Raw genomic sequence first — 25,557 nt, 5'->3', positions numbered from 1 at the left:
TGTTTTAGAAAATGAGAAACTAAGATGCTGCCGATTTAGTATGCCCGTGAATTAAAACATAAATTCCTAATCTGAATTGTTTCCAATCTTTAACCAACCGATCGGGGTGTTTGAAATAAGACCTGATGCGACGATACCACCAACCAGGATTGATAAAAAATTTACGATAAGCAAGTGTTCTGGCAGCCTCTAAATCTTTAATCGTCAAACCATCGGGAATATATTTTGGAAAAACTTCAAAAAAATTATTACCTAACTCGCCACGAATATATTGATCCAACAGATCGTTAGACATCTTACCTTCTTTGATGGCTAAATCATACAAACGGGACCCGGGAATGATCTGAGTAACATGCAAACCGATAAAATCAACTTTGGTCCTGACGCCGATATTGACCGTATCTTCTAAATCTTTTTTTGTTTCCGTAGGAAATCCGAGCATCAGGTAAAAATTTGACTGCATGCCATAACGACGGCAAAGTTTAACCGCCTCAAATAATTTTTCCTCTGGGACTCTTTTTTCGATTATTTCATTTCTCACTCGATTACTGCCGGATTCAACACCAAAAAATATTTCGCGACAACCTGATGCCGCTAATTTTTTAAAAAAAACATCGCTGGCGTCAGTTGCTCTCATCTGGACGGCAAACTGAACCTTTAGTTTTCGTGACATTATTTCTTCGCAAAACTCTATCGCTCTCTGCTGATTGGCTCCGATGGTATCGTCAACAAAATTAAACTTGCCGTTGCATAGTTTATAATCTCTTTCCATTTCGTCTACAATATTTTTTGCCGAACGATAGCGATAACGATCCCTAAATCCCGGCTTGGAACAAAAAATGCAGTGAAAAGGACAGCCTCGTGAAGCAATAATAGTTACTTCCGGATCATCTGCCTCTGTTTCATCGTGCGGACAAAAATATCTACCTCGCAAAAGATGTCTGGCGGGAAAAGGCAAATCATCAAGATTTTCTATAATTTTACCAAAATATTTTTTCTGCGGTATTTTACCAGCCAAAACAGTTTGAAGGACTTCGTAAAAAGTTACCTCCCCTTCCCCAACGACTTCAAAATCAAAAATTGGATAACGATCAATAAAACCCGGATCAACGCTCGTATGAATACCTCCGACGCCTATAAAAGGTCGCGGACCAAACCGCCCGCGAATGGCTTGCGCCATTTTGTAAGCAGTAGGAATACCCGGAGTCATAGCAGAAATACCGATAACCAAGGGTTTTTCTAATTCAATCTCTTTGAGGATATCAGCTAAATTGAGCTGTTCCGGAAAAGGATCAATTAGTCTGACCGAAACTCCGTATTTTTCTAAATAAGCAGCAATATATAAAAGACCCATCGGCGGATTAGAAGTCTGGTCGGCGACTATTCCTTCATCGCCATAAAATCCCATAGAAGCCTGAATTAAAACCACTTGTGCCATACTTTTAACGATTAAGTTGATTAAAACTTCAAGATTGTTTTTCCGCCGTGAAAATCAAATGCGAACCGCGAAAATTGAAAGGTAAAAAAATTCCTGTACCAGGAATCCAGCTTCCCCACTCTTTGATCGTTATTTTTTTAAACCCTGCTCGCATTAAAAGCGTTCTTAAAATATATTTATTAAAAGCAAAAAAGTGCTCATGACCATCCCATTTCGGCGCAACAAAATCGTTCATTCCGTCACCTAATAATTCCAAAAAAAAGAAATAACGCCAGGCAACGGCGTTCGGCACACTACCAATAAGCTGACCGCCGTCGCGCAATAAAAATTTTATATTATCCAGAGCTTGAAAAGGCTCTAATAAGTGTTCCAGGGTTTCCGCCAAAACTACTGCGTCAAATTTCAAATCGCCAAAAACCTCTCTCGACTTGTCATCACAAATTCCTTGCGGCAAAAATTTATTTTTTTCCCCGTTTTGGCTGCTGTTGGTACTACTCACTTCTAAACCGAAGTATTCCGTTCCTGCTGGTAAAAAATCTTGTAATAAATTTTCCCGGCAACCAATATCTAAAATTTTCCCGCCTGGTATCAACCGGGATATTTTTTTTATTCTGGTAATAGTAGCGCGATCTTGCCTTTTTGACATATTAAAGGTTTATTTGCCGACCCACCATGGCGACTTATGATGACAATTATACACACAATCAGCACAAATGTTAATACTCTTAAATTCTCCTTTTTGATGATAATAACGAAATTGCCGCAGCTTTTCTCCGCCCCAAACCTCGGCAACCGTCTGCTTGTTAATATCACCTAAAATTATTTTATTTTCGTAGTCGTTACAACAAAGCGGCACTGTGCCGTCCCAGCTGATTACCATGTCGGTCCAAATCAAACGACACGGATCACGTAGCCAATCTCGCTGTTTTATTTTTAGCTTATCAAAAAGGTCACCTGTCCAGTTATGGATGAAAGAAATAGAAATATGATCAACTGTTTTTTGCCATTTTTTGATATATTTTTTTACTTCTTGTTTGTTGTCGCCAGTCTCGACAAAACTCAAAACTATTTCTGGTTTTTTTGATCCCATTTCTTTTCTGATCCTGGCCAAGTCGAAAATATTTTTTTCTATTTTATCGAAGTTAAGAGCCGGACGAATCTTGCGAAAGGTTTCAGCTGTTGCTGCGTCAAAGCTGATATAGATCTCATCAATGCCGGCTTCGACAAGCGCTCTACTTCTTTCTTCGGTTAAAAGCGCGCCGTTGGTGTTAGTAGTCACTCTTTTGATACCGCGACTTTTGGCGTATTTTACTTTGGCGACAAACTCAGGGTCGAGCAGCGGCTCGCCAAAGCCATAGATGGTAACATAATCAATGCCTAGGCTAACACACTGATCGACAATTTTTTGAAAAAGCTCCATCGACATATTGCCGATTTTTCTTTTCATTGCCGGATGCGGGCAAAAAACACAGTTGGAATTGCATGCATTGGTGTTCTCAATCATCACCCGAAAAGGCACTCGCTGATATTTTCCCATTTTATTTTTTAGTAACCGCTGGTATTTCTGTTGATAAAAATAATTTTGATTAAAAAACCGCTGACGCAAAAACCATCCGGCAAGACGTTTGACCAGACGATTGTAAATAATAAAATTGTACGCCTTGGTAGCAAGAGACATAGCCAAAATTATTCGGTTATGTAGTAAGACTCTTCGATTGGTTTGGCGTGCGCCTCACCGAAATGTTCAAGCGCGTATTCTCGGCAATTTGCTTCCAGCGCCAAAAGTTTGTCTGGGTTATTGTAAAAATCCTCTAGCTGATTGGTAATGTTTTCCGCTGTTGGTTCTAGCAGCACCCCTACTTTTTCAGTAATCATTTCCGGCAGACAACCGGCGTTAGCCGCAATAATCGGCCGACCGCTAGACAATGTTTCCAAAACCACTCGAGCAAAACCTTCGGGATACTGCGACGGCACCACTACTACATTGCAAGCGCCAAAATATTCGGCCACTTCTTCTTGTTCTTTTTTGCCGGCAGCAATTACATTACCGGATATTCCCTCCGCTTTTTTCAAATCATCATACATTGGCCCATCGCCGATAAAAATAAAATTAATGTTTGGCAGTTTTTTTGCTACCTCAAGCAAAACACCGGCGCCCTTTTTCTCGATTAGGCGTCCAACAAAAAGCACAGTAAATTTATCGGTCAATTTTAACGTCGCTCGACATTCTTTTTTATCTCGCGGCTTAAAATTGTCCTGATCCACCCACTGGATATAAAGATCCAATCTTTTTTCTTCCAGGTCCAACTGTCGAATATCGTCACGCGATGCTTCAGCAAGACAAAATATTTTTTTGGCTGGAGCTAAAATAAACCGGCAAACTTTGGCTAGCCACCAGTCGGGACGAAAACCGTAGATTGCGTGCATGCTAACCACAAAACGGATATGAAAAATTTTCTGCATGAAGTTACTGATCAGCGCCGAAGTAAGCCCGTGAGCGTGAATTACTTCGTATTTGCGACGATTAAATAATAAAAAGAAAAACGTATAAACAAAAAGGATCGGTGTCAGATATAAAAATTGAAAAAACGGATGCTCTTCTAATTTATGAAAAAGATTATGACCAACCCAAGGAATACGGTGGATAATGAAACCTTCTCCTGGTTGCTCCCAGATCGGGGCCTTGGCTTTGGTGGTAAGCGGCTGATAAGTTAATACCGCCACGCGATAGTCTTGTTTAACTAAATATTTAGATAAATCGCGTAAATGAGTTTCCACTCCTCCGGTGTTTGGTTCGTAAAACGGCGACAAAATAATAATCCCTGATATTTTTTTGTTTCTGACCTCTTCGCTCGCTAAATCATTATAAACCGTAGATAACTCAAACGCGGCTTTTTTCCACGGCAAAATATTTTCTGCCACTTGCCGAGCGGCAAGACCCAGCTTCTGCGACTGTTCCTGATCGGATAGTAAAGTCAAAACATTATTAGCCATTGCGTCGGTATCTTGCGGCGCCGAGATCAAACCACAATTATATTTTTCCAAATAATATTTTACTTCGCCGACAGCATTGGAAACAACCGGCCTACCGGCGCAAAGATAGTCGCCCAGACGAATCGGAAAACGAGCAAACTCAATAGGATTGCTGTCCATGGGCAGCACTAAAACGTCAGCGGCGCTGAGGTACGCCGCAGCTTTTTCAATCGGCACAAAACCGCCAATAATAACATTGTCTTTTATTTTGGCAAAAAGGTCTTGCAGCGCTGGAGAGATTTCGGCATTGCCAAGTAGAATCAAAAAGGCATTACTGTTTTTCTTAACCACTTCGGCAAAAGCCGTCAGCATTAGGGCAAAACTCTCCAAATAAGTATTACCCATAGCTACTAAATATTTTTTGTCCAAAGCTAGTCCCAACTTTTGACGAACGACAGCTTTATCTAGCGACAGTATTTTTTCTGGGTCAGAACCATTAGGTATTTTGGCCGCGCGATCCATCAACCCGAGTTTATTTATCCTTTCACCCAGATATTCGGAAACATAAGTTATCCGATCGCCGAGTCGCGGGACAGAATTCTCAAACCAAGACAAAACCGGTTTGATCGGCCAGGCATGATAGTCGGCAAAACCACCGCCCCACAGGTCATCCCAATCGACAATCAATTTTTTGCCTCTTATTTTTTTGGCTACCCAAGCCGGAATACCGATTTGCGGTTGAGCGACGGTAAAGGCGTGACAAATGTCGTAAGATAAAGAAAAAATGTAAAAAATAGTCAGCGGCAAACGAAGTAAAAGCTGACCAGTAAGATAGCGGCTGTACTTGATCCGCGGTAGAGTAATAATAGTAAAGTTGTCGTTAATTTTCTGCCGACGAATCCGCAGATCAAAACTTTTTCCGCTGGCGCAAATCATGGTGATTTGGTAACCGATTTGCGACAAATATTTTCCCAAGAAAAAACAACGGTAATAAGTACCAACCTTTTCCTGGTTATGATTGAGAAATAATATTTTCATTTTTTTTCTTCTAAACTAAACCCTTTTCCTTCATCTCGGCAATGGCTTTATCCAGACTGTCTACCGCCTCGGCATCACGACTCCAAGCGATCAGATCAGCCATACCTTGCTCGAAAGAAATTTTTGGCTGCCAGCCCAATTTTTCTTTAGCCTTTGTCATGTCGGCAAAACAATGCCGCACATCGCCTTTGCGAAACTGGCTAGTTATTTCTGGTTTAACATCATTACCATAGAGTTTGGCCAAAATTTCCGCCACTTCTTTAATTGGTAAAGCCGTGCCGCTACCAACATTGAAAACTTCGTAGTCGGAGCTAGCACTATTCATCGCGGCAATATTAGCATCAGCAATATCGTAAACAGAAACAAAATCGCGTGTCTGAAGCCCGTCTTCATAGATCACCGGCGAGTTACCGTTTTTGATCCGACTCATAAAAATTGCCGCTACGCCGGTGTAAGGATTAGACAGGCTCTGTCTGGGACCATAGACATTAAAAAAACGAAGGGCAACAGTCGGAATATTATAAGTTCGACCGATGTTTGTTACCATATCTTCTTGAGCTTTTTTAGTCAAAGCGTAAATAGAATTGCAATATTGCACCGCTTTTTCATTGGTCGGTATCGGTTTGACTGTTCCGCCACAAAGCGGACAACGCGGTTCCCAATCGCCATCTACTACTTGCGAACGTAGCTCTGGTCTAACCGCGCCGCATTTGTCGCAATTATAAAGACCTTCGCCGTAGCTACTCATAGAAGCAGCGACAATCACTTTTCTTATCGGCAGTTTGTCGTTAACAATAATATCTAGCAAGTTAGCCGTACCGCCGACATTGGTATTCACATAATGATAAATCTGATATTGCGACTGTCCTACTCCGACTGCCGAAGCAAAGTGAAAGACCACATCTATTCCTGCAAGCGCTGCGGCAAGCGCCGCGCGGTCTAAAACATCACCTTTGATAAACTCGGCTTTGGGGTTCAGGTATTCAGGAATTTTACCTTGATGCACTTGTTCAGTCAGATTATCAAAAATTCTGACCTCGTGACCCTGCTCGATAAGACGGTCGACTAGATGAGAACCAATAAATCCGGCGCCGCCGGTAACTAAAATTTTCATAATTTTATAATTATTTTACATGTCTTTGAAAACATCTTCGATCATCGCCCGATTTTCTTTTACCCAAAAGACGAGCTTAGACACGCCTTGCTTCACATCAATCTGCGGTTGCCAGCCAAATACTTCTTTGGCTTTGCGCACGTCGCTAATATAGACCGGCTGATCTCCCGGTCGCCAATCGGCAAAAGAATAAGTGATTTTTTGACCAAGAAATTCTTCCAGATAACTAACTAGCTCAAGCAGCGACATGGTATAGCTAGCCCCGCCGCCGATATTGAAAATTTTTCCTTTGGTTTTTTCTATATTGTCCGTAGCACTAACAAAAGCTCTGACTAAATCATCAACAAAAAGCACATCGCGAACCTGCTTGCCGTCGCCGTAAATTTTCAACGGTTTACTAAGCAGCGAGGCAATAGTAAACCAAGCTACCCAGCCTTGGTCTTCCAAACCGAACTGATGCGTGCCATAAATACAAGATTGGCGGAAAACTACAGTGGGAATATCGTAGATTCTGGCATAGTCGCGGACATATTGGTCGCCGGTACCCTTGGAACAACCGTAAGGAGAATGAAAATCAAGCAAGCGATCTTCGGGAATACCAAGTGGATAATCGGCGTAACTGTAACGTTTTTCGTCATGAACTATTTTAACATCTTCCATGCCGCCATAAACTTTATTGGTGGAAGAAAAAATCACAATCGGTTTTCGAGCGGAAAGCCTGGCGGCCTCCAAAACGTTAAACGTGCCGAGCGCATTAATCTCAAAATCTTCTCTGGGATTTTTGACCGAAGTGGTAACTGCTACCTGCGCCGCTAAATGATAGACAACCTCGTTTTGCGCTACGGCTTCGTTAAGTTTGTCTAAATCATGACGAACATCAGCTTTTACCACCTTAATGTCCGGATAACTTGTTTGCAGCCATTTGAGATTGAGATCTGTTCCTCGGCGAGAAAAATTGTCTAGAATTGTAACGCTTTTACCGACAGAACACAGATAGCTAGCAATGTTAGAGCCAATAAAACCAGCACCGCCGATAATCAAATAATTTTGCATAAAAAAAGAAGCTCTTTATTTATCGTATATTAAGAATATGCTTATTTACCGTCAAAATCAAGATATCAACTACTGTCCGTACTTTTCTCGACTCATCTGCTCTTTATGCCACAAACTAAAGATTGTCCCCCAACCGTAAACCCAAAAAGTAATCCAACAAAACACCGGATGCAGAAACCAAACCCAATCACGCCGGCGGCAAAATCCGATTATGCTCTGAAAAATTAAAGGAAAAATCAAAAGACAATAAACAACAAATTTGACCAAACCAACGCGAGACTGACTTTTCCAGGGATAACTACGGTTACCCTTGTCTTTAAAATACAAATAATCTTTCACCCTCCTTTTTTGTTTACGGTAAAAAGTTTTTAGACTGCCGCCGAAAAGATGAATGATACCTACTTTTACTTTGGCAAATTTATTTTTGCCAGAAGCAACTAAATCGTAAATAATATCTATATCCATCAAATAGTCACCAACGTTTTGCAAATACTGCTTTCTAATCATCGTACCATTGGCGCCAATCGTCGGCATTTTCCCTGGTTCCAAAAAGACTTTCAGATAATCGTCTTGCTCTTCGACTTTAATTTGTAGTCCGTTCCATTTTTTACTTAAAAAGCTATAACGATCATAATTGCCCAAAAAATAACACAGAGGGTCGTTCATACCAATCAGGGCGCAGTAGCGCGTAATATAGTGATCCGTCGGACGATACGTATATTCTAACGGTTCACTGCCGATAATCTCCGGGTCGTCAAATGGCGCGACCATTTTTTCCAACCAATCGTTAGTCGGTAAAATATTGTCCGAATCTATTAGTGCGACAATATCGCCCTTGGCTTTTTTTACCGCCACGGCTTTGCCCGCTTCGCCGGTAGTCAGAGGATTATCAAAAATCAAGTTAGTATATTTATTGGCGATCTGTCTGGTTTTATCGGTCGATCCGGCATCAGCAATAATTATCTCAACTTTGTCCGCCGGATAATTTTGATTTTTTATCGCCGCTAAAGCCGCCTCCAGCGTTCTAGCCGAATTAAACGTCGGCATAACAATTGAAACAAATAACCGCTCCATAATAATTACTTATTGCGTTATTACTTCTTGTATCTGCTGCCTATCTACCATTAATATCTTACCGATTTTTTTATAATAAATAAGCAAAGCCAGTGTCGTCCCAATCATTACTACGTTCATTATCTGCACTATCTGCACGATACTATTATGAAACAACATTATCAACGTTACCTGCACTGCGACACCGACGGTTACAATGTATAGACATTTGGTTTTACCAATAGACAAAAAATATTGAGTTAAAAGATAAACCAAAGAATAAAAAAACATCGCCAGTCCAAACCAGCCAAGATACGGGGCGACTGCCAAAAATTTACTACCGATTAAAATTTTGATAACCAGTCCCGGGACGGAAAAAAATAAAAACAAAGCCGTTCCAGCTATTAAACTTACTAAAATAAAACCTTGATTCAAAATCTTCCTATGATTTTCGTTTTTAGTATGGGCTTCGGCTGTCAGTGGAAAAACCACCGTCGAGATGGTCATGGTTACAAAAAATACTATCCGACCAAGCACCGTCAATGCACTGTATTGCCCGGCCATACTCGGATCAAAAAAATGTTTGACCAACAAAACGTCAACATTATAAAAAAGATTGAGAAACAGAGTAATAAAAAGTGTCGGCAAAGAAAAAAGAAAAATTTCTTTATAATCAATTTTTGTTTCGTCGATTTTTTCCTTAAGCAAAAAACGTAATGGTTTGAAAACGAAGAGATAAGCGGTTAGAGCAGCGATACTGATTGCTCCGATTGCGCCATTAACGCCGAAAGCGAAATAAATAAAAGCAAAGGCTAAAATAATTTTGGTTAAAACTTCAATAACCATATTTATCGCCGTTGAAAAAAATTTTTGCAAACCGTTGAGAACTCCACGACCACAAGACAACAGCAGCGCCGTAATCATTATTGTTCCTAAAATTATCACGGGTAAAACTGAAGATAGTTGTAAAAATTTGGCAATCCACGGACTAAGAAAAAAAATAACAATAAAACAAATAAATCCGGCCAAGAGCAGCTTATGACTGAAAGCGGTAAATAATTTATGTACTTTATCAAGTCTTCCTTCGGCGCTGAATTGAGCAGAATATTTGATAATCACGGTCATAATCGTTCCAGCCGGTACGGAGATAATATAGAACAGAGCAATCAATGACTCCATCTCGCCATAAGCGTTAACAGTCAACATTCGAGCGGTTATTAAATGAAAAAGGTAGTTGCCGACCGCACAAATCATTGAACCAATAAAAAGAATAGAACTGTTACGCACTATCCTGTTGCTTGCTAAGGCCAAAATATATTTTTTCATTTTTTTTATTTTATTTTTTACTAAAGTCGGTCAAGTGACCAACTACCCTTATCGCCGCTCGAACCAGAAATTTAACATCGGCAAAACTACGAATACTGATGATTTTTTTAAACAAAAATTTTGGCGTGACAAATGATTTGTACAACCCCTGAGTCAATTCTTTAACATCAGTCGTAGTCAGCTCGGATTTCATTACTTGCTCGCGCTGATCAAAACGATCGTAATCGTCAAAATTCAGTAAATTGTTTTCCTTGCAATATTTATACAACGGAGTTCCCGGATAAGGTATAACAATCGTCGCCTGTAGCGTATCAACATAACCCTTTTTAAATAAACTTTTTGCCAGATCAACCGTTTTCTTGGCATCCGTTTTAGTCTCCCAAGGATAGCCGATCATCGCCGTAATGTGCGGCTCAAGTCCGGCTTCTTTGCACATTTTTAACCCCGGCTCTATTTCCTCGACCCGTAATCCTTTTTCTATTCGGTCTAAAGTTACTTGGTTAGCCGACTCCAGTCCAAATAAAATAAAACGAAAACCCGCCTCTTTCATCAACCACCAAAGAGCCGGATCTTTAATACCATTGATACGCATATTACAACTCATCACCACCTTTTTGCTGTAACCACGTTTAATCATGCCCTGACAAAAATCCTCCAGCCATTTACCGACGGGCAAACTACCGGAATCTTCCATAATTTCTTTGATTCCCAATTTTATCAAATTACCGACTTCGTCTAGAGCTTTTTCCGCGCTGCGAACGCGAAAATTTTTACCGGGAAAAATCGTTGTCCAAGAACAAAAAGTGCAGCGCCCCCACCAACAATCACGCCCACTCATCATATATGAACCGGGAGTGTATTTGAAATTTCCGTTTTGGTAAGCATAAAGACGGAAGCGCGTTAATTCGCGGTCGATCATCGGCAGTTCGTCTAAATTATGAACATGCGGATCGTACTCTCCGGTATTTTTTATTTCTTTACCGTCGCGGTACCAAATACCGCCGCCCAGTTTTTCCCGTTTTGCCAAATATCCGGCGATATTAGCTAAAATAAAATCATAATTACCGCCGGCAATCACAAAATCTACTGGACACTGTTCAAACGATTCTTGCGGCAAAGCGCTAACATGATCTCCCATCAGAACTATCTTGCCGCTCGGTATAACGTCTTTTATTTGCTTAATAATCTCCCAGTGTTTTTTAACCACTGGAGTTTTTGTTTCGATAGCAACCAACTCAGGATAAAAATGCAATAGTTTTTCTAACCATTTTTTATATTCCAAACCTTCGGCAATACCGTCATCCCATAAAACCTCATGACCTTGGGATTGCAAAAGCGTCGCGGCGTAAGCCGGAATCATCGGATAAATATAAGTTGGACTGTTAAACCACTGAAATTGCCGATTTTGGCTGAGTAGCGGCGTACCTTTTGGCGATTCCAGAGGCGGATAAGAAATAGAAATTCTCATGCTGTTACCTTAATTTGCTTTTTAAGTCTCTCGTAAAAATCAGACCTTGAATAAAACGAATGCCGTAGAAAATATGGGTAAAAAATATATAGTATAAAGAATTAAGCAATATCGACCAATTTTTCTCATATTTACTTATTTCCAGCAGGGCTTTAACCAAAATCAAAACATAAACCAGCCAACCTAGTATATATAGTTTTAAAAAAAATGGCGAGTATAAACTAAAAAGCGCTCCGACCAGTACAAACAAAAGAAAAAAACCGGGAAAGAAATATTTTAACTTCAAAGATGTCTGGGGAAATTTTTTGACAAAAAACCCACGATGAAGTCCATAATTGCCGATTTGTTTTAAGTGTCTGAAAAATCCATCTCGACGATGGTGAAAGCAAATCAAAGCCGGATCATAGAGTATTTTACCTTTAGCTTTTTTAATCAGATCAATACAAAGTTTAGTATCCTCGCCCGGCCAATAAACGCTATCGAAACCGCCGACAGCGGAAAAATCTGTTTTGCGCACTGACAGGTTAACACTCGGCCAGTCATCAACAAAATGTTTAACACCAACTGCAGCGTAACGTTCGGGAAATCCGCCCGACAGTTTACTCAAAAAAACAGCGCCGGAAACTTTTTGCCAAAAACCGTCGCTTGCCGGAGTAATAGCCGGACCGCCGACAGCCACGACCTCTGCCGACGAAAAATCGTCATCGAGTTTGTCCAAAAAATCCGCCTGCGGGTAAGCATCGTCATCAACAAAAACCAATATCTCGCTAGCGGCGTCATTTATCGCCAAGCTTCTTTTTTGCGCCGGACCGACATGTCCGGTGGCAATCTGCCTTGTCTTTAACCAGACGTCAGAAGTAGCGACATCCGGATAAATAATTATTTCGTAATCGTCGCGAGAAATTTTCAAAATAGCAGCAACGGTTTCCTGGATATAATCGTTAATTTCCTTTACCGGTATGATAAAGCTGTATTTAATCATAAAATAAATAAATTGAACTGCCTGCTAATTATCAAAGTTTTCTCTGCGGCGGACAATATATAGAGGCCGATGAGAAACCTCTTCATGAATATTGGCAATATACAGAGCGATCAATCCCAGGCAACAAAGAATGATGCCGACGAAAAAAATGATTAAAACCGCTAGCAAAGCCGTCCCGGTAAAGTTGAGGTTCCAAAGATTATTGAGAATATATTTGTCGGTAAAGATAAAAATTCCGGTTATTGCGGAAAAAATGGTGATAAAAACCCCAACATAGCCGGCCAATTTTAGCGGAAAAAGACTATGAGTAACGAAAGCCGATAAAGCCAGCTTGATTAGTTTAAAAAATCCATAGCTGGCTCTGCCCGAATAGCGCGCGTTGGCGGCAAAATAAATATAATCTTTTTTGAAACCGAGCCAAGCAATTAATCCACGGGTAATACGATTTTTTTCCGTAAAGCGGTTAAACTCTTTTATCACTTTACGGTCAAGCAGACGGTAGTCGGTTGAACGCGGCACCATTTCTGTCTCGCTAATCATACCGATAATTTTATAAAAAAGGATTGAACCGATTTTTTTTGTCAAACCTTCGTTTTTATTTTTTTCACGAACACCCACTACCACTTCGGCGCCTGCTTCCCATTTTTTGACAAACTCCGGTATTAACCCGATCGGATGCTGTAAATCGGCATCCATGATAATACAGGCATCTCCCTCGCAATTATTTACGCCGGCGGTTATAGCGAGCTCTTTACCAAAGTTACGAGAGAACTCTATCACTTTTACCGCCCGATCATTCGCAGCAAAACGCAAAACCATTTCGGTGCTGCCATCGGTACTGCCGTCGTCAACAAAAATAATTTCATAATTACAAGAACAAGAAATTTTGGCTAAAACATCTTTTAGGTCGCTGTATAATTTTTCGAGATTGCCTGCTTCATTGTAAAGAGGAATAACAATCGAAATTTGTTTTTGACTATCCATATTTTTTAGACATTAACTACACCTTTTCCGGAGAAGTCGTGTTTTGCTTTATCCAATTTTTTTTATCTACGAAATAAATAGCTGTTTCAAATAATCCGAATAAAGCGGCGCTGTAAATCAGATCTCCGGCTAAGCTGTTGCGAAAAAATGGCAAAGCTAAGGTGAAACAAGAAACCAGCCCCGCCCAAGTATGCGGATACCATTCAAAAAATCCCCAAACTGCGAAATTGGTTACCCCAAAAAACACCACCGAGGAAATAAGCGCTGCGGCACCAACCCCGTACCAGGTTTTGTGTTTTTTTAAAAACCAACCGATATAAAAAGCGATGGCAAAACCGACGTAGACCGAAGCCATCACCTGCCAGTCATAAAAACCAATAAAATAATCGCTGACCAACATCGCTCCCAAAGGCAAAATTATCGCCCAATGTTTTTTGGAATAACAACCAGCAAATAACGCCAAAGCAATGATCGGCGTAAAATTAAACGGATGATGAACTAAGCGCGAAGCAGCTGCCAAAATTATTATTGCCAAAACGACAAATATTTGCCAATTTTTTTTCATACTTTTTTTTAATTAAATTATTAAATTGTTAAAAATTTTTTATTACCTGGATAATCAGCTTCCTCACTTTATCGGCGTTTTCCGCCATCCGCTGCAAAATCATTTCAAAGCTTACCGGCTCAACATCCTCTTTCCAGCAGTCATAATCTGTTGCCATAGCAATTGATTGATAAGGAATGCCAAGCTCGTTAGCTAGTATCACTTCAGGTACTGTCGACATATTAACCACGTCAGCGCCCCAAGCGCGAAACATATGCGATTCGGCTTTGGTAGAAAAGCGCGGTCCTTCGATAGTTACCATCGTACCTTTATCGTGATAAGCAAAGCCAAGGTCTTTAGCTGCAGCTGAAAGTTTGTCGCGCAGTTCCCGACTAAACGGTTCGGCCATTGGCGTATGTACTACCCGATCTTCAAAAAAAGTCAGAATCCGATGTTTGGTGTTATCAATAAACTGATCGATAAAAACCAAGTCGCCCGGTTTAATTTCTTCGCGTAGCGAGCCGCAAGCAGTGGTTGCCAAAATATGGGTGCAGCCCTCTTCTTTGAGCGCCCAAATGTTGGCGCGAAAAGGAACGTGCGTTGGAGTAATAGTGTGATCTTTACCATGGCGTGAAGCCACCACTACATCAGTATTACCAATTTTACCAATAATCAAAGCACTGGCAGGCATACCATAAGGTGTCTCCACTTCTTTTTCTGTGGCGTTTTCTAGAATCTTTGGATCATCTAGACCACTACCACCGATAATGCCGATTTTCATATTTTATTTATTATTCTTAATTCATTCAACTATTATTTAAACCCCATAATTACATCTCCTCTAGACTCGCTGACAAATTTGTTATCTGGACGAATCTTTAATAATTCATTTTTCAACTCTTGTTCAAAATTGATTAATCTATTGCCAAAAAGCTCTTTTGCCGCATAGGAAGTCGAAAACTGCTCGGCTAAAACTTCGTCAACTGTTTTAGGACCTTTGGGCGTAGTATATCCAAACACCTTTATATTTTTAAAACCCGCTTCCTTTAAATAACCCTCGTAGGGCTTTTGTGAAACCAGAAATTTGCCATTTATAGTCATCCTTTCCGGTCCAAGATATTTTTTAATAATTTCAATTATTTTTTTCTCCCATTCTGTTGGTGCATAATTCCAAATACTCTTTCCTCCTAAAATAACAATTGCGCTATTATGTTTTAAAATTTTATGGCTTAAAGATAAAACTTTTTCTATATCAAACCAATGTAACGCTTTAGCAATTGTAATACAATCAAATCTGCCGATATCATCATTTAAGCTATTGGCGCTCTTTACGATCCAATTAATATTGTTAACACCTAATGCTTTGGCTCTTTTTTTCCCTTCATTTATCATTTCAATACTTATATCCACTGCAACTACTTCTTTAAAATACTTCGATAATGCGAAGGTTAATGTGCCGTCGCCACAGCCGATATCCAAAAGACGCCCTGACCCATCTAAATTTAATTTAGCAATTATTTTCTCAATTACTTCTTTAGGATATTCTCCGCGATATTTCGTATAACCTTTTGCCGCACTTTTAAACAAATCCATAAACAAGCTTTTTTATCATTATTAGATTACACTACCGCCTCATTATTATACTCCACCAAATAATTTACTCTTATTCCTTCAGCTTTCAACTTTTCCAGCCCTGGCAAAAACGACAGGTTTACCAAAACGCTAGCACCCACTACCTCTCCTCCAAGCTTTCGTACCAGCTCCACTGACGCCAGCATCGTGCCGCCGGTAGCAAGCAGATCGTCAACAATCAAAACCTTTTCCCCGGGTTTGATAGTATCTTCGTGCATGACTATCGTATCTGGACCATATTCTTTTTCGTAACTAGCTTCCACAGTTTTGTGGGGTAGTTTGCCTTTCTTGCGGACTAGAGATACTCCGGTGTTCATTTCTAGCGCCATTGGCGTTGCGAGCAAGAATCCGCGCGCGTCGATAGCTACTATCTTGTCGATTTTTTGTCCGCGATACGGCTCGATCATTTTGTCGATAGTATAACGTAGCGCCGCCGGATCTTCAAAAAGCGTAGTCACGTCGTAAAACAAAATACCCTCTTTTGGCCAATTGGGAATCTTGCGAATCTTTTCGTCTAGGTTCATAGGACGGTGGTTATAAATTAAGCGATAATGTTCCCTAGATACTAAATACTAAGACCTAGATACTAGCCGCTAGCGGCTAGCGGCTAGTATCTATCTAATCACTCCATTTTTCCTCAAATATATCTCCGCTTTTTCGATATCATCAGGATAACCTATCGGCAACCAGTAATCTGTTTTCACGATGCGGATCGGATGATCTTTGGCCACATTCACCAGTGTCTGCGGTAGGCCAAACTCTTTGCCGTCTTTGATCGAGACTAAATCGTAGTCAAAAAATGTCATGTCTAGTACATACAAACCGGTGTTGACCAAAAACTTATCTCCGGTCGGCAATTCTTTTTCGGTAATACCGATCAGATCTCCTTTGTCGTTTATTTCAAACGCCCCGTAATTTCTTTTTTCTTCGGCTGTCACTTCTTTGGCAAGTATACTTTGCTCGTACTCCAAACAGCGCGGAATATCGGCAGCAGAATATATATCATCTCCCATCAAAACCAGAAATCTGTCGTGCAATATATCCCGACATAAAGACAATGCGTGCCCTGTACCGAGCAGTTCTTGCTGCTCGACATAAACAACCTTTCTACCGTTGTAGTCTTGCCCGAAATATTCCTTGATCTGATCGCCGAGATAACCAACAACAATAATAATTTCGTCGATTTCTGCCGGCAACAAATCTATGGTGTAAGCAAGTATGGGTTTGCCTTGCACTCGGAGCATCGGTTTTGGTATTTCGTAAGTCAAAGGCTGCATACGTACGCCACGACCGGCGGCTAGTATCACTGCTTGCATAAAACTTAGACTTCTTTTCCGTTAGAACCGTTTATTTTTTGCGCCAGAAAAGACTTGGCTTTTTCATAGTCATAACGAATGAGCTCCAACGCCTGTTTTCTTCTTTTTTTACTGTCTTTGCCTTCATCAATATCCATTTTCAACAAATCCAAAACGCCTACCGCGTGAACAAAATAATCAAAAAGGTTGTGACGAAAAACTCCATCCTCTTTTCTTTTGGAATAAACCGCATTATAACGAGAAAAGATATCATTAAAACCATCTTTGATTTCACCACCCCCACTGTCACGATTGTTTTTCAGCCTCTCGACGGAATTTTTTATAAATAAGGAAAATTGTTTGGTAGGAGCAGTGATTTCTCTCTCAAAAAGGGAAATCAAATCTGACAATTCTTTTTCCGCTGCAGCCTGAAGCTCTATAAGCAAAGCCGCCTCTTCTTTAACTCCAGAACCGTCTGTTTTTCTTTGCTCTATTATTTCACCACCTTCCATCATATTAAACAACTATATTAATTAATTTACCCGGAACAAAAATTATTTTCTTTGGTGTTTTCCCTTCTAGCCATTTCTGTATTTTTTCGCTTGCTAGCACCAGCTCGGTTGCTTCTTTTTCCGTGATGTCTTTTGCTACTTCAATATTTTCTCTTAGTTTGCCGTTGACCTGAACGACTAAGCTAACAACGTCGTCAACAATCAGCTTCTCGTCATATTTCGGCCAAGGCCGCACAGTAATACTGTCAATGTGACCAAGCTTTTGCCACAACTCTTCGCAGATATGCGGAGCAAAAGGAGATAATATAGAAATGAGAAATTGAAAATTGGCGGCTGAAATACTTTCTTCCTTTTCCATTTCGTTAACCAAAATCATCATCGCCGAGATAGCGGTGTTGAACCTAAAGTTTTCAATATCTTCGGTAACCTTTTTAATCGTCTTATGAACCAATTTCTTAATTTCTAATTTCTCAATTTCCGTCTCCTTTACTTTATCTTGCAATTTCCATATCTTAACCAAAAATCTTCTAGCTCCAACCAACCCATCTGTACTCCAAGCGCAGGGTTGCGAAAAAGGTCCCATAAACATTTCGTAAACACGCATGGCGTCAGCGCCATAATCGCGGACGATATCGTTTGGGTTTATCACGTTGCCCCAACGCTTACTCATCTTGCGACCGTCTTCAGCTAGTATCAATCCAACGTGTTGCAATCTCTTAAACGGCTCATCATAATTTACCGCGCCAATATCATACAAAAATTTGTGCCAAAATCTAGCGTAAATCAAATGTCGTGTCGCGTGCTCAGCTCCACCAACGTAAAAATCAACCGGCGACCAATATTTTTCTTTTTTCTTGTCGACTAGCGCCGTATCATTGTGCGGATCGATATAACGTAAATAATACCAAGATGATCCAGCCCACTGTGGCATGGTGTTGGTTTCACGTTTAGCTGGTCCGCCGCACTCCGGGCAAGTGGTATTTACCCAGTCGGTAATATTAGCTAGCGGTGATTCACCCGTACCGGTTGGCTCGTAAAATCTTACATCAGGAAGCTCGACCGGCAAATCTTTTTCCGGTACTGCTACCCAGCCGCATTTGTCGCATTTGACGAGCGGAATCGGCTCGCCCCAATAACGCTGGCGAGAAAACACCCAATCGCGAAGTTTGTATTGGACGGTCAGTTTGCCGCCAACTTTTTTAGTAATTTTTTTCTTGGCTTCATCAACTTCCATACCATCAAATTCTCCTGAATTAACCAAACCACCTTTGCCGACATAAGCCCCATCCATGATCTCCGCCATTAATTCAGGAAACTTGATAAAACCCGCTTTTTGATTAAAATGACCGCAGTTAGAAAATATTCTAATTGCCGGATTTATTCCTTTATAATCATTCTGAACTTCCAACGGAATATATGGATCATTGTCTGACATACAAATAAACGGACTTTCGATTAAACTTTGCAAATTTTTCCAATCAATTTTCACTCCGTTAAAATCTTTAATTGCTTGAATGCCACTATCTGTTACACCAGCACTTTTTAACGCTTGCCAATTATCTTCACCTTGACTTGACCCAGTCGGCGCAACTAAAATTAACTTATTTATTTTCAAATTATTTTCTTCAACAAATTTACAAGCCACTGCAGCGCCCAAACTATGACCAATTACAATTATCTCACCAACTAATTTTTCTTTTAGACCAGCTAAAACCGACAACCATTCTTCCATTTTTGGTTCATCTGCATTTGGTAGATCTGGGACTAAAACCTCATAACCAATTTTTTGGGCATTATCTTTTAACCACGGAAACCAATTTTCATTAGAATTTCCGCATAGTCCATGAATAACCAAAATTGTTCCACGTTTATCTTTATCCTCATCTTTAATAACCGGAATGATCGGCAAGTTAAATTTCTTGGCAAATTCAAAATCTCTTTCATCGTGAGCTGGCACTGCCATGATAGCTCCCGTGCCGTAACTGGACAAAACATAGTCGGCAATAAAAATCGGCAGCTCGTCGCCATTAACCGGATTGATAGCTTTGATGCCTTTTAACTCAACGCCGGTTTTTTCTTTTTCCGCCTGGCGAGCTAGATCGGTTTTTTGCTTGGTCTTCTCGATATAAGCCACCACTTCATCTGCATTGGTTAAACCACCAATTAATTGGTGGTTTAACCACGCGTACTCCGGCGACACTGAGTTTAACCACGCGTACTCCGGCGACAATACTAAATAAGTTGCGCCATAGAGCGTGTCCGGTCGAGTAGTAAACACCTTAATCCTGTCGACTGACCCACCAATCGTAGTCATCCGATACTCGGATAAAAGTCTACCATCTTTTGGCAAACCCGCCTTGATCGGATTATTTTGTAAATAACTAATCACCTTATCAAAATCTACTTGGTTCTCTATCGTTTCGTATTCAAAACTTTTAGCCCATAAATGCTCCTCGCTTTGATCATACAAACGAGAACTAATACCTTTGAGGTTTTTAACAATCTTTTCCAAATCGTCTTTTTTTCCGCGTTTAACAAGCAGGTGTACGTGCTCTGGCATAACCGCGATATCTGCCACTTGATATTTTTTTTCCTTAACAATCTGCTCAAAAATATTGATTATTTTCTGAGCCTCACCTTGCTCTTCAAAAAATAAACCTCGGCTGTAAGTCGGGAAAGTAACAAAAAACCAAACGTCTCCGTCACCACTGTTAACCCACCAATTAATTGGTGGGTTATACTGCTGCTCACCATTATTTTTAATTTTAAATTCTATCTCTACCCCCTCCGACCTCCCAATCCAATTCCTCTGCATTTCTTTGATCGACTCTTCCCAGTCCGGCAATTTTTCCAAATCGTTTAGTAGTCGGTCGGCGTAATCGGTAATCTTTAGCACCCACTGTCGAATGGGTTTACGTTCTACTTCTGAACCGCAACGTTCGCAAAGACCGTTTTCCAGATCTTCGTTGGCTAGACCGGTTTTGCAAGATGGACACCAGTTGATCGGCTCGTATGATTCGTAAGCAAGACCTTTTTTGAACATCTGAATAAAAGCCCACTGCGTCCATTTGTAATACGCCGGGTCAGTAGTATTGATTTCTCTTTCCCAATCGTAAGTGAAACCGAGTATGGCTAGCTGATTTTTGAAAGTTTTGATATTTTCTTCTGTCGCCTGGCGCGGATGAACTTTGTTTTGGATAGCGTAGTTTTCTGCCGGCAAGCCAAAAGCGTCCCATCCCATGGGATGGAGCACATTGTAGCCCTGCATTGATTTAGCCCGACCAAAAATATCAGTAGCAATATATCCTTTGGGATGACCAACATGTAGTCCCACACCAGAGGGATAGGGAAACATATCCAAAATGTAAAACTTGGGTCTACCCTTGTCTTCTCGAGTGCGATAAATATTTTGCCCTGTCCAAACCTTCTGCCATTTCTTTTCTATTTCTTGGTGATTATATTCATTCATAAAATTATCTTAGGCTGCTTTTTCTTTAACTAATTTTTCGAAACGGTCACGCAGCTCTTCCAAATCGGCTTTTTTCATTTCTTCGCCAAATCCGGCAAATAGTTCTTCCTCTAGCGCTGCCAGATGTCTTACCACTCTCTGAAAACGATCACGGATTTTTTCTGTATCAACCTGGTTTTCACCAGGACGTAAAACCAAAGACATGATAAAAATCTTTTCATCAACTTTTGGGTCAGTGGGAACATCAACAAACTCCGCGTTAGACGGCACCACTCTTGGACCGGTAATTGACTCATCACTCCATGGTTCTTTTGCCATATTTTTGATAAATAAAAAAATAAATAGCTGTAGCTTAGTTATTTATGATTTTACTACCTATTTTAGCTTTTCGCAACCTGTTTGATCGGCCGAAAGCTGCGCCGATGAATCGGACAAAGTCCGTATTTTTGGATCATTTCTTGGTGGAGCGCCGTGCCGTAACCTTTGTGCAGGTCAAAACGATATTCTGGATATTGCTCTGCTAGGCGCATCATTATCTCATCACGATGAACCTTGGCGATAATCGAAGCCGCGGCAATAGAAATAGAAAGTTTGTCGCCCATTTTTACTACTTTAAAAGGCGTACGAAACTCAATCCGACCGACATAGTCGGTCAAGATAAAATCAGGCTTGGTGGCGAGGTTTTCTATCGCGCGCTTCATGGCGGTTTTGTTGCCCATTTGCAGACCAATGGCGTCGATCTCCTCGGAAGAAACTTCACCGGCCGACCAAGCAATACAGTTTTCCTTAATCCAAGGAGAAAGCTCTTCACGCTTTTTGGCCGTTAACATCTTGGAGTCACGAACAGCGTCGTTGCTAAAACTGGCGATATCCAAAATAACTGCGGCAGCGCAGAGCGGTCCAGCCCAAGGTCCACGACCAGCTTCGTCAATACCGGCGATCAGAGTGAAACCGTCAGCCAAGGCGATTTGTTCAAGTTTAAAAGTCGGGGTAATCATGGAAATTAGTATATAGTATATAGGGTTTTTGTAAATTTCCTCTATACTCTATACTATATAGTATATACTATATACTATATACTAATTAAAAACCCCCGCGTCATATGAAACGCGAGGGCGTTGGGTGATTGGTCAAAATGGCGGTGGTGATGGCACCTTTGGTGTGACAAAGAAAAGGACTGCTGCAAGGGCGCCGTAGAATACGGCCAAGAGAAAAAAAACCACCGGATTGTTGCCAAGCCCGAAGGTGACAAGAATCGCGCAAACGGCGCAAAGGACAGAAAGGATTACCGTCAACCAAATAGTCTCGTCACTCTTAGCCATGAACTCGTGCCACTTCCGCAAAAGAAAACTTTTCATTTGACTACTCCTTCTTTACGTAAAAGAACCTTTTGTCTTGATTTAACACCTTACTACGGAATCTATAGCTAGTCAATATAAAAACGAAGTATGCAGGGAACGGCATACAGGGGCTAAACTTAGTATACAAAAAACCGCGGCCTCCCGCAGTTTTTTTACTTTTTACTTTTTAATACCCTCTCGCCTTCATCGCCTCCACCACACGCTTGATTGCCAAAACAAAACTAGCAGTACGCAGATCAACTTTTTTTTCTTGAGAAATATCCCAAACAGCCGCAAATGAACTCTCCATAATCGGCTGCAGCTTACTAAACACTTCTTTTTCCGTCCAATAATAACCCTGCAAATTTTGCACCCACTCAAAGTATGAAACGGTCACGCCACCGGCGTTGGTCAAAACATCCGGGCAAACCACCACGCTTTTTTTAAACAACTTCACGTCAGCCTCGGGAGTAGTCGGTCCGTTAGCCACTTCCAGTACTACCGCGGCTTTAATCTTGCCGACATTTTTTAGGGTAATTTGATTTTCTAGCGCCGCCGGAACCACCACGTCCACTTTTTCTTCCAAAACTTTTTCACTTACTATTTTTTTGTACTTAGTTTTATTACTGCCCAGTTCACCATTATTTTCCTTGTAAACCACCACTTCTTTTGGATCAAAACCTTTAGCGTCCAGCGCCACTATTCCGCCGCGCGAATCGGCTATCGCCTTAATAACGTAACCGGCATCGTAAGCTAACCGCGCCAGATGGTAACCGGCGTTACCAAAACCCTGTATTGCCAAACTCGCTTTTTTGTTTAATCTAATTTTTTTAGCCAAACTCTGCAAAACATAAAAAGCTCCTTGCGCCGTAGCTGTGTCGCGACCTAGCGATCCGCCAACAGACAGAGGCTTGCCAGTAATCACTCCTGGCGCATGACAACCAACCAATTTTTCGTATTCATCCATCATCCAAGCCATGATCTGCGGCGTAGTGTAAACATCGGGCGCCGGCACATCAATATATGGACCAATATTTTTACCCAGTGCGCGAGCATAAGCGCGAGAAAGATTTTCTAGCTCAGTTGCTGACAATTTTTTGGGGTCGACTGTCACGCCGCCTTTGCCACCACCAAAAGGAATACCGACAACAGCGCACTTAATCGTCATCCAAAAAGACAATGCCTTTACTTCGTTCATGTCGGCTTTAGGATGAAAACGGATTCCACCTTTAAAAGGACCTCTGGCATCGTTGTATTGCACGCGATAACCTTCAAAAGTTTTTGTCGTGCCATTATCCATTTTTACCGGAAGAGAAAAATTGAACGCTCTTTTCGGCGATCGTAGTTTATCCAAAATCTCTGGCTCAAAATCCAAATATTTGGCAGCGACGTCAAGCTGCTTCATGGCGTTGGAAAATGCATTAGACATAATAGTAGGAAGTTAAAAGGTTAGGAGGTTAGGAGGTTAGGAGGTTAGGAGGATTTACCCCAAACTCTGGACTTTGGACTCTGGACTATCCACTACCAATCCGGCGTAACCGTTTTGGAGTTGTTTAAATATTTATAAGCTGACAACGCGGCTTTGGCACCCTCGCCGCCGGAAATAACAATTTGTTTATAAGTCGTATTGGTCACATCACCAGCGGCATAAACGCCGGGTCGAGAAGTTTCGGCCTTTTCATTGATTAATACATGTCCTTTTTCATCAATATCCACAAACCCTTTTAGCCAGTCGGTTTTAGTCACGTAACCGATTTCTAAAAACACGCCGTCGACCGCCAACTCAAAATCCGGCTTTTCATTTTTATTATTATGAACCAAAATTTTTTCTAATTTTTTATCCCCGATAAACCCTGTGATTTCACTGTTCAACATCACTTCGACATTGGCGTAACCACTAATCTTTTCTACTTCGACTGGATCAGCGGTGCTAAATTTGTCGCCGCGATGCGTGGCATAAACTTTGGTAGCGATTTTAGACAACTCGGTAATAGCTTCCATCGCGCTGTTACCACCGCCAACTACTGCCACGGTTTTTCCTTTATAAAGCGGCGCGTCACAAGTAGCACAGAAAGCGATACCGCGTCCTTTAAACTTTTCTTCTCCGGGAACATCTAGCCCTCGTGGTGTCAAACCAAAAGCCAGGACAACTGTTCGAGTCATAAATTCCCTGCCAGAAGTTTTGACTTTAAAAATACTGTCAACCGGCTCTATACCGACGACTTGATCAAAAATAAATTTACCGCCCAGCTTTTCCACCTGCAAACGAAATTTGTTTACCAACTCTGGACCGGAAATATTTTCAAAACCGGGGTAATTTTCTATATGGTTGGTAATCGCCATCTGACCGCCGAGGTCAGGGGTGATAATAACGGTATTTAATTGTTTACGCGCGGCATAAATAGCGGCAACGATACCAGCCGGACCGCCACCGACGATGACAACATCGTATTGATTTTCCATAAAAATAGTAATTAATGATTAATGATTAATGGTTAATGGTTAGCTTGCCTCGCCGAAGTCCGCGGCGGCGGACGTAGGCGGATGGTTAGAAAAATTTTCTAGATCCCAATCATCAACCACCAATCCGCAGCTACCAAATAAAGCAGTAGCAGTGTACTACTTTTAACCTTTTTTTTCAAGAAAATAAAAATCCGCCCGACTAGTGTATCGGGCGGATAGATTTTTAATCAACCGATCTTCCTTCGTAGTCGGACATGGTCCGACGAAAATCGAAGCCCCGAATTCCAGTTGAAAAACAACCAGTTTTTTCTACTCGTAGAAACAAGGGGTCGTTTTTCAACCCTGTTTGATGACAAAAACACTGATTGTTTGGATTGTACATACTCAGCGGCATACCGCAAAGAACGCACTTTCTGCCGGGTTTTGGCTCTTGCTTAACGCGGTTCATTTTCTCCCCTCCTCGCGTTATTTAAGTCGTCTCATTACTCCTTTTTTTCTTCCCATTGGTTTTTTTCCGGATCCCAAACCCGACCTTGATTCCAAAGACCACTGGAATTTCCCCCCGGAATACCAGAATATCTGTACCGTCTGTTGCCGCCGCGTCGCCAATCTTCTTTTTTTTCCTTACTGCCACTACCCATCGTCATGTTCATTTTAAACTGCAAAACATAAGCGCCGATAGTGACAAACCCCCAAATGCACCAGGGCAAAGAATAAAGAGCAATAAACAACCCCCAAGCAACCTTTCCTAAAATGTGAAAAAAGAATACGGTGATCATCAACCCCACAACAACCAGCCATCCCGCGAAAAGAACGCTGCGGACGCGTCCATCCGGTTCAATGTCTCTGTACATGTTAACGCCCTCCTTTTTT

25 protein-coding genes are annotated in these 25,557 nt (G+C 41.1%); all 25 read right to left on the bottom strand.

Annotation, left to right across the window (positions count from 1 at the left end; all coding sequences use genetic code 11):
- Nucleotides 1-19 precede the first annotated feature (19 nt).
- The 25 genes from WC310_02945 to WC310_02825 all read right to left on the bottom strand — a co-directional run bounded on the left by WC310_02945 (nt 20) and on the right by WC310_02825 (nt 25,538).
- The gene (locus WC310_02945) at nt 20-1,438 is read right to left on the bottom strand and encodes a radical SAM protein (GenBank protein MFA5358750.1); all 1,419 of its coding nucleotides are present in this window, start codon (nt 1,436-1,438) and stop codon (nt 20-22) included.
- Nucleotides 1,439-1,466: 28 nt separating this feature from the next.
- On the bottom strand, nt 1,467-2,084 hold the full coding sequence (locus WC310_02940) for a methyltransferase domain-containing protein (GenBank protein ID MFA5358749.1): 618 nt from the start codon (nt 2,082-2,084) through the stop codon (nt 1,467-1,469).
- A 9-nt stretch (nt 2,085-2,093) separates the two neighbouring features.
- Entirely contained in the window at nt 2,094-3,116 is a 1,023-nt protein-coding gene (locus WC310_02935; protein ID MFA5358748.1) for a radical SAM/SPASM domain-containing protein, read from the bottom strand.
- 8 nt (nt 3,117-3,124) lie between these two features.
- Nucleotides 3,125-5,449: a glycosyltransferase gene (locus tag WC310_02930; protein MFA5358747.1), complete on the bottom strand. Its 2,325-nt coding sequence runs from the start codon at nt 5,447-5,449 to the stop codon at nt 3,125-3,127.
- A gap of 10 nt (nt 5,450-5,459) precedes the next feature.
- Complete coding sequence (locus tag WC310_02925) at nt 5,460-6,563, bottom strand: SDR family NAD(P)-dependent oxidoreductase (protein MFA5358746.1); 1,104 nt, start codon at nt 6,561-6,563, stop codon at nt 5,460-5,462.
- A 15-nt stretch (nt 6,564-6,578) separates the two neighbouring features.
- On the bottom strand, nt 6,579-7,616 hold the full coding sequence (locus WC310_02920; GenBank protein ID MFA5358745.1) for a GDP-mannose 4,6-dehydratase: 1,038 nt from the start codon (nt 7,614-7,616) through the stop codon (nt 6,579-6,581).
- Nucleotides 7,617-7,685: 69 nt separating this feature from the next.
- Nucleotides 7,686-8,690, bottom strand: a complete 1,005-nt coding sequence (locus tag WC310_02915) for a glycosyltransferase (GenBank protein MFA5358744.1) — start codon at nt 8,688-8,690, stop codon at nt 7,686-7,688.
- A gap of 9 nt (nt 8,691-8,699) precedes the next feature.
- A complete protein-coding gene (locus tag WC310_02910) occupies nt 8,700-9,995 on the bottom strand; it encodes an oligosaccharide flippase family protein (GenBank protein MFA5358743.1) in 1,296 nt (431 codons plus the stop codon).
- Between the two features lie 10 nt (nt 9,996-10,005).
- The gene (locus WC310_02905) at nt 10,006-11,463 is read right to left on the bottom strand and encodes a radical SAM protein (GenBank protein ID MFA5358742.1); all 1,458 of its coding nucleotides are present in this window, start codon (nt 11,461-11,463) and stop codon (nt 10,006-10,008) included.
- Between the two features lie 4 nt (nt 11,464-11,467).
- Nucleotides 11,468-12,445 (bottom strand): glycosyltransferase family 2 protein, encoded by a 978-nt coding sequence (locus WC310_02900; protein ID MFA5358741.1) that lies wholly within the window; start codon nt 12,443-12,445, stop codon nt 11,468-11,470.
- 24 nt (nt 12,446-12,469) lie between these two features.
- Nucleotides 12,470-13,429, bottom strand: a complete 960-nt coding sequence (locus tag WC310_02895; protein MFA5358740.1) for a glycosyltransferase family 2 protein — start codon at nt 13,427-13,429, stop codon at nt 12,470-12,472.
- Between the two features lie 16 nt (nt 13,430-13,445).
- Complete coding sequence (locus tag WC310_02890) at nt 13,446-13,994, bottom strand: DUF6580 family putative transport protein (GenBank protein ID MFA5358739.1); 549 nt, start codon at nt 13,992-13,994, stop codon at nt 13,446-13,448.
- A gap of 28 nt (nt 13,995-14,022) precedes the next feature.
- Nucleotides 14,023-14,754 (bottom strand): S-methyl-5'-thioadenosine phosphorylase, encoded by a 732-nt coding sequence (gene mtnP / locus WC310_02885; GenBank protein ID MFA5358738.1) that lies wholly within the window; start codon nt 14,752-14,754, stop codon nt 14,023-14,025.
- Between the two features lie 32 nt (nt 14,755-14,786).
- Entirely contained in the window at nt 14,787-15,566 is a 780-nt protein-coding gene (locus tag WC310_02880) for a class I SAM-dependent methyltransferase (protein MFA5358737.1), read from the bottom strand.
- Between the two features lie 26 nt (nt 15,567-15,592).
- On the bottom strand, nt 15,593-16,129 hold the full coding sequence (locus tag WC310_02875) for an adenine phosphoribosyltransferase (GenBank protein MFA5358736.1): 537 nt from the start codon (nt 16,127-16,129) through the stop codon (nt 15,593-15,595).
- A 90-nt stretch (nt 16,130-16,219) separates the two neighbouring features.
- A complete protein-coding gene (locus WC310_02870) occupies nt 16,220-16,921 on the bottom strand; it encodes a sugar phosphate nucleotidyltransferase (protein MFA5358735.1) in 702 nt (233 codons plus the stop codon).
- 5 nt (nt 16,922-16,926) lie between these two features.
- A complete protein-coding gene (locus WC310_02865; protein MFA5358734.1) occupies nt 16,927-17,415 on the bottom strand; it encodes a hypothetical protein in 489 nt (162 codons plus the stop codon).
- A gap of 1 nt (nt 17,416) precedes the next feature.
- Nucleotides 17,417-20,881, bottom strand: coding sequence for an alpha/beta fold hydrolase (locus tag WC310_02860; GenBank protein ID MFA5358733.1), 3,465 nt, complete (start codon nt 20,879-20,881; stop codon nt 17,417-17,419).
- A gap of 9 nt (nt 20,882-20,890) precedes the next feature.
- Complete coding sequence (locus tag WC310_02855) at nt 20,891-21,199, bottom strand: hypothetical protein (GenBank protein MFA5358732.1); 309 nt, start codon at nt 21,197-21,199, stop codon at nt 20,891-20,893.
- Nucleotides 21,200-21,261: 62 nt separating this feature from the next.
- Complete coding sequence (locus tag WC310_02850; protein ID MFA5358731.1) at nt 21,262-21,879, bottom strand: ribonuclease HII; 618 nt, start codon at nt 21,877-21,879, stop codon at nt 21,262-21,264.
- A gap of 132 nt (nt 21,880-22,011) precedes the next feature.
- Nucleotides 22,012-22,239 (bottom strand): hypothetical protein, encoded by a 228-nt coding sequence (locus WC310_02845; GenBank protein MFA5358730.1) that lies wholly within the window; start codon nt 22,237-22,239, stop codon nt 22,012-22,014.
- 169 nt (nt 22,240-22,408) lie between these two features.
- Nucleotides 22,409-23,650: a Glu/Leu/Phe/Val dehydrogenase gene (locus WC310_02840; protein ID MFA5358729.1), complete on the bottom strand. Its 1,242-nt coding sequence runs from the start codon at nt 23,648-23,650 to the stop codon at nt 22,409-22,411.
- Nucleotides 23,651-23,742: 92 nt separating this feature from the next.
- Nucleotides 23,743-24,684, bottom strand: coding sequence for an FAD-dependent oxidoreductase (locus WC310_02835; protein MFA5358728.1), 942 nt, complete (start codon nt 24,682-24,684; stop codon nt 23,743-23,745).
- Between the two features lie 223 nt (nt 24,685-24,907).
- On the bottom strand, nt 24,908-25,132 hold the full coding sequence (locus tag WC310_02830) for a hypothetical protein (GenBank protein ID MFA5358727.1): 225 nt from the start codon (nt 25,130-25,132) through the stop codon (nt 24,908-24,910).
- Between the two features lie 34 nt (nt 25,133-25,166).
- Nucleotides 25,167-25,538 (bottom strand): hypothetical protein, encoded by a 372-nt coding sequence (locus WC310_02825; GenBank protein MFA5358726.1) that lies wholly within the window; start codon nt 25,536-25,538, stop codon nt 25,167-25,169.
- Nucleotides 25,539-25,557 lie beyond the last annotated feature (19 nt).

The organism is Patescibacteria group bacterium (assembly GCA_041653535.1).
In the GTDB taxonomy this organism is placed as follows: Bacteria; Patescibacteriota; Patescibacteriia; order JACRDY01; family JACRDY01; genus JBAZFH01.
The sequence above is the reverse complement of the archived record's forward strand: the minus strand, read 5'-3'. Positions and strand labels throughout refer to the sequence as shown.

What these genes read in the sequence shown, in the direction of transcription:
- WC310_02880 (MFA5358737.1), bottom strand. Translation starts at nt 15,566, where the DNA reads ATGGATTTGTTTAAAAGTGCGGCAAAAGGTTATACGAAATATCGCGGA.
- WC310_02890 (MFA5358739.1), bottom strand. Translation starts at nt 13,994, where the DNA reads ATGAAAAAAAATTGGCAAATATTTGTCGTTTTGGCAATAATAATTTTG.
- WC310_02865 (MFA5358734.1), bottom strand. Translation starts at nt 17,415, where the DNA reads ATGATGGAAGGTGGTGAAATAATAGAGCAAAGAAAAACAGACGGTTCT.
- WC310_02905 (MFA5358742.1), bottom strand. Translation starts at nt 11,463, where the DNA reads ATGAGAATTTCTATTTCTTATCCGCCTCTGGAATCGCCAAAAGGTACG.
- WC310_02870 (MFA5358735.1), bottom strand. Translation starts at nt 16,921, where the DNA reads ATGCAAGCAGTGATACTAGCCGCCGGTCGTGGCGTACGTATGCAGCCT.
- WC310_02825 (MFA5358726.1), bottom strand. Translation starts at nt 25,538, where the DNA reads ATGTACAGAGACATTGAACCGGATGGACGCGTCCGCAGCGTTCTTTTC.
- WC310_02945 (MFA5358750.1), bottom strand. Translation starts at nt 1,438, where the DNA reads ATGGCACAAGTGGTTTTAATTCAGGCTTCTATGGGATTTTATGGCGAT.
- WC310_02925 (MFA5358746.1), bottom strand. Translation starts at nt 6,563, where the DNA reads ATGAAAATTTTAGTTACCGGCGGCGCCGGATTTATTGGTTCTCATCTA.
- WC310_02835 (MFA5358728.1), bottom strand. Translation starts at nt 24,684, where the DNA reads ATGGAAAATCAATACGATGTTGTCATCGTCGGTGGCGGTCCGGCTGGT.
- WC310_02935 (MFA5358748.1), bottom strand. Translation starts at nt 3,116, where the DNA reads ATGTCTCTTGCTACCAAGGCGTACAATTTTATTATTTACAATCGTCTG.
- WC310_02860 (MFA5358733.1), bottom strand. Translation starts at nt 20,881, where the DNA reads ATGAATGAATATAATCACCAAGAAATAGAAAAGAAATGGCAGAAGGTT.
- WC310_02830 (MFA5358727.1), bottom strand. Translation starts at nt 25,132, where the DNA reads ATGAACCGCGTTAAGCAAGAGCCAAAACCCGGCAGAAAGTGCGTTCTT.
- WC310_02930 (MFA5358747.1), bottom strand. Translation starts at nt 5,449, where the DNA reads ATGAAAATATTATTTCTCAATCATAACCAGGAAAAGGTTGGTACTTAT.
- WC310_02840 (MFA5358729.1), bottom strand. Translation starts at nt 23,650, where the DNA reads ATGTCTAATGCATTTTCCAACGCCATGAAGCAGCTTGACGTCGCTGCC.
- WC310_02910 (MFA5358743.1), bottom strand. Translation starts at nt 9,995, where the DNA reads ATGAAAAAATATATTTTGGCCTTAGCAAGCAACAGGATAGTGCGTAAC.
- WC310_02855 (MFA5358732.1), bottom strand. Translation starts at nt 21,199, where the DNA reads ATGGCAAAAGAACCATGGAGTGATGAGTCAATTACCGGTCCAAGAGTG.
- WC310_02920 (MFA5358745.1), bottom strand. Translation starts at nt 7,616, where the DNA reads ATGCAAAATTATTTGATTATCGGCGGTGCTGGTTTTATTGGCTCTAAC.
- WC310_02895 (MFA5358740.1), bottom strand. Translation starts at nt 13,429, where the DNA reads ATGGATAGTCAAAAACAAATTTCGATTGTTATTCCTCTTTACAATGAA.
- WC310_02845 (MFA5358730.1), bottom strand. Translation starts at nt 22,239, where the DNA reads ATGAAAAGTTTTCTTTTGCGGAAGTGGCACGAGTTCATGGCTAAGAGT.
- WC310_02940 (MFA5358749.1), bottom strand. Translation starts at nt 2,084, where the DNA reads ATGTCAAAAAGGCAAGATCGCGCTACTATTACCAGAATAAAAAAAATA.
- WC310_02915 (MFA5358744.1), bottom strand. Translation starts at nt 8,690, where the DNA reads ATGGAGCGGTTATTTGTTTCAATTGTTATGCCGACGTTTAATTCGGCT.
- WC310_02850 (MFA5358731.1), bottom strand. Translation starts at nt 21,879, where the DNA reads ATGATTACCCCGACTTTTAAACTTGAACAAATCGCCTTGGCTGACGGT.
- mtnP (MFA5358738.1), bottom strand. Translation starts at nt 14,754, where the DNA reads ATGAAAATCGGCATTATCGGTGGTAGTGGTCTAGATGATCCAAAGATT.
- WC310_02875 (MFA5358736.1), bottom strand. Translation starts at nt 16,129, where the DNA reads ATGAACCTAGACGAAAAGATTCGCAAGATTCCCAATTGGCCAAAAGAG.
- WC310_02900 (MFA5358741.1), bottom strand. Translation starts at nt 12,445, where the DNA reads ATGATTAAATACAGCTTTATCATACCGGTAAAGGAAATTAACGATTAT.